Annotated in this window: 3 protein-coding genes; 2 read left to right on the top strand and 1 reads right to left on the bottom strand. The window is 32.7% G+C overall.

Features of this window, described 5'->3' with window-relative positions:
• Positions 1–27 precede the first annotated feature (27 nt).
• Positions 28–450: a cupin domain-containing protein gene (locus LRA01S_RS10410; protein ID WP_003108064.1), complete on the bottom strand. Its 423-nt coding sequence runs from the start codon at positions 448–450 to the stop codon at positions 28–30.
• Positions 451–665: 215 nt separating this feature from the next.
• Between LRA01S_RS10410 and LRA01S_RS10405 the strand changes: the two genes are divergently transcribed.
• Both LRA01S_RS10405 and LRA01S_RS10400 read left to right on the top strand, forming a co-directional pair.
• The gene (locus tag LRA01S_RS10405) at positions 666–1,625 is read left to right on the top strand and encodes an IS30-like element IS6770 family transposase (RefSeq protein ID WP_000221326.1); all 960 of its coding nucleotides are present in this window, start codon (positions 666–668) and stop codon (positions 1,623–1,625) included.
• A gap of 107 nt (positions 1,626–1,732) precedes the next feature.
• The coding region (locus tag LRA01S_RS10400) for an AraC family transcriptional regulator (protein ID WP_061775537.1) at positions 1,733–2,563 on the top strand (831 nt) is incomplete at its 3' end.

Below are 2,563 nucleotides of genomic sequence, written 5' to 3'. Positions count from 1 at the left end.
TTAATTTGACAAATCATATAACTAAAATTAGTCTTCATTAGGATCATTTTTAGCTTCCTCATGCGTTTTATGTACTGTACCAGGGACATGATCAGGACCTGCATAAATTGAGTAAATTTTCAGAGGTTTGTCACCAATATTGGTTACATTATGCCAAGTATCAGCAGGTACTAAAATTACATCATCATCTGAAACTTCTTGTTCAAATGTAAGATTATCTTCGGCATCTCCCATTTGGCATAAACCTTTACCTTCTTCGATACGGAGGAATTGATCGATACCCATGTGTACTTCTAAACCAATATCGTCACCGGGTTCAATAGCCATTAATGTAACCTGAAGTTTTTCACCAGTCCAAATTGTTGTACGGTAATTCTCGTTTTCTTTGGTATAATCCTCAATGTTAACGATAAATTTTTCTTTGCCATGATCTTTATAATCGAATGTCATTAGAAAGTCCTCCTTGTTCTTAATTAGACTAATTCTAATAATTAATCTATACTATAGTAATAACATAAAACCGTTTACAAAGCAAAGAAAAAGATTATTATCTACCGTTTTTTTAAAGACGCGAATTGTAAAATTAAGTTAGAAAAATAAAAAGGCATTTATGGTACACTCAAATTGTATTTCCGACGAAAGAAAACAAAGGAGTGTAACCATAAATGACCTACAAACATCTTACCATAGACGAACTGACAATGATAGAATCATATTATCTTCAACATAATAAACCGGTTGAAATCGCTAACCGAATGGGACGTGCTATACAAACTATTTATAATGTAGTCAATAAGTTCAAGCAAGGCAAGACTGCTCTTGATTATTGGCACCAGTATAAAGAAAATAAGAAAAAATGTGGTAGAAAAGTCATTCAATTACCTGCTCATGAAGTAGATTACATTAAAGAGAAAGTCACTCTTGGTTGGACGCCTGACGTCATTATCGGGCGAAAAGAAAGGCCTGTTTCATGCGGTATGAGAACACTTTATCGTTTATTTTCTAAAGGAATATTTGATATTGACACACTACCGATGAAAGGTAAAAGAAAACCCAATGGCCATCAGGAAAAACGGGGAAAACAACAATATCAGCGCTCAATCCATGATAGACCTGATAATTATCCTGATTTCAATTCTGAGTTTGGTCACCTTGAAGGTGATACGATCGTTGGCATTCATCATAAAAGTGCCGTCATTACTTTAGTTGAAAGATTATCTAAAGTAATTATCACGATTAAACCCAACGGCCGTAAGGCATTAGATATTGAAACTGCCCTTAATCAATGGTTTTCTCGCTTCCCTAAAAACTTCTTTAAATCTATTACGTTTGACTGTGGAAAAGAATTTTCTAACTGGAAAGCCATTAGTAACCAACATGATATTGATATATATTTTGCGGACCCTGGAACACCTTCTCAACGCCCATTAAACGAGAATTCTAACGGGATTCTGCGTCGTAATGGACTGCCGAAATCAATGGATTTTAGAGAAGTGAATCAGACATTTATTTCCAGTGTCAGCAATCAACGTAATCATATTCCAAGAAAATCATTGAATTACAGAACACCAATTGAGATATTTTTGAGCTATGTACAAGAAGCATTTTATTCTAACTTAATTTGACAAATCATATTCAAAAAACAAATGTTCAGCTTACAGTTTTTTTGTACTAAAATTATTGGGTTTCCAATTTATTTATATGATAAACTCCTATGTGAGAGGTGATAAAAATGATGCATCAATTTAACAAAACCATCGACTATTTAGAAAGTACACTTACATCGGAAGTTGAACTTAAAAAATTTCAAAACATATCAGGTTATTCCTATCCACTATTTAGTAGAATTTTTTCGATTCTATCAGAAATTACTTTGGCAGAATACTTGAGAAATAGAAAACTTACACTAGCTGTAGATGATCTGTTGAATACTGATCAAAAAGTAATTGATATTGCTTTGAAATATAATTATGATTCAGCTGATGCTTTTAGTTTTGCTTTCAAAAAGTTTCATGGTAATTCACCCTCAGAAGTTCGAAAAGGGAAAAACTATAATTTATTTCCTAAAATGAAATTAGCTTTAAAAGTAATAGGAGGAAGTCAAATGAATATTAAAATCGAAACAAAGCCATCATTCAAAGTAGCTGGCGTATTAAAAGAAAACATTGATTCTAATCAATGTCCGAGTACATGGGATGAATTATATAGTAAATATAGTTTTGAACAATTAGAAAGTTTTGGAAATGGTCAATCATTAGGTGTTTGTTATGAGAATGAGGGAAATGATAAGATTAATTATATGGCGGGATATAACGTCTTGGATGACGCTAAAGCTAGAAATTTAGGACTTGATATCTTAGAAGTTAAAGAAACTGAGTATGCAGTAGTTCCAGTTAAAGGATCAGTCCCTGATTCCATTCATCAGGCATGGAAATATCTGCTTGAAGAATTTTTCCCAGAAAATGACTACAAACATTCAGGTTTACCAGATTTTGAAGTATATACCGAAAATGATATTCATGATCCCAATTATGAAATGGAGCTTTGGGTACCAATTAGTAAA

This window comes from Pseudolactococcus raffinolactis NBRC 100932 (assembly GCF_001591765.1).
In the GTDB taxonomy this organism is placed as follows: domain Bacteria; phylum Bacillota; class Bacilli; order Lactobacillales; family Streptococcaceae; genus Pseudolactococcus; species Pseudolactococcus raffinolactis.
The sequence above is the reverse complement of the archived record's forward strand: the minus strand, read 5'-3'. Positions and strand labels throughout refer to the sequence as shown.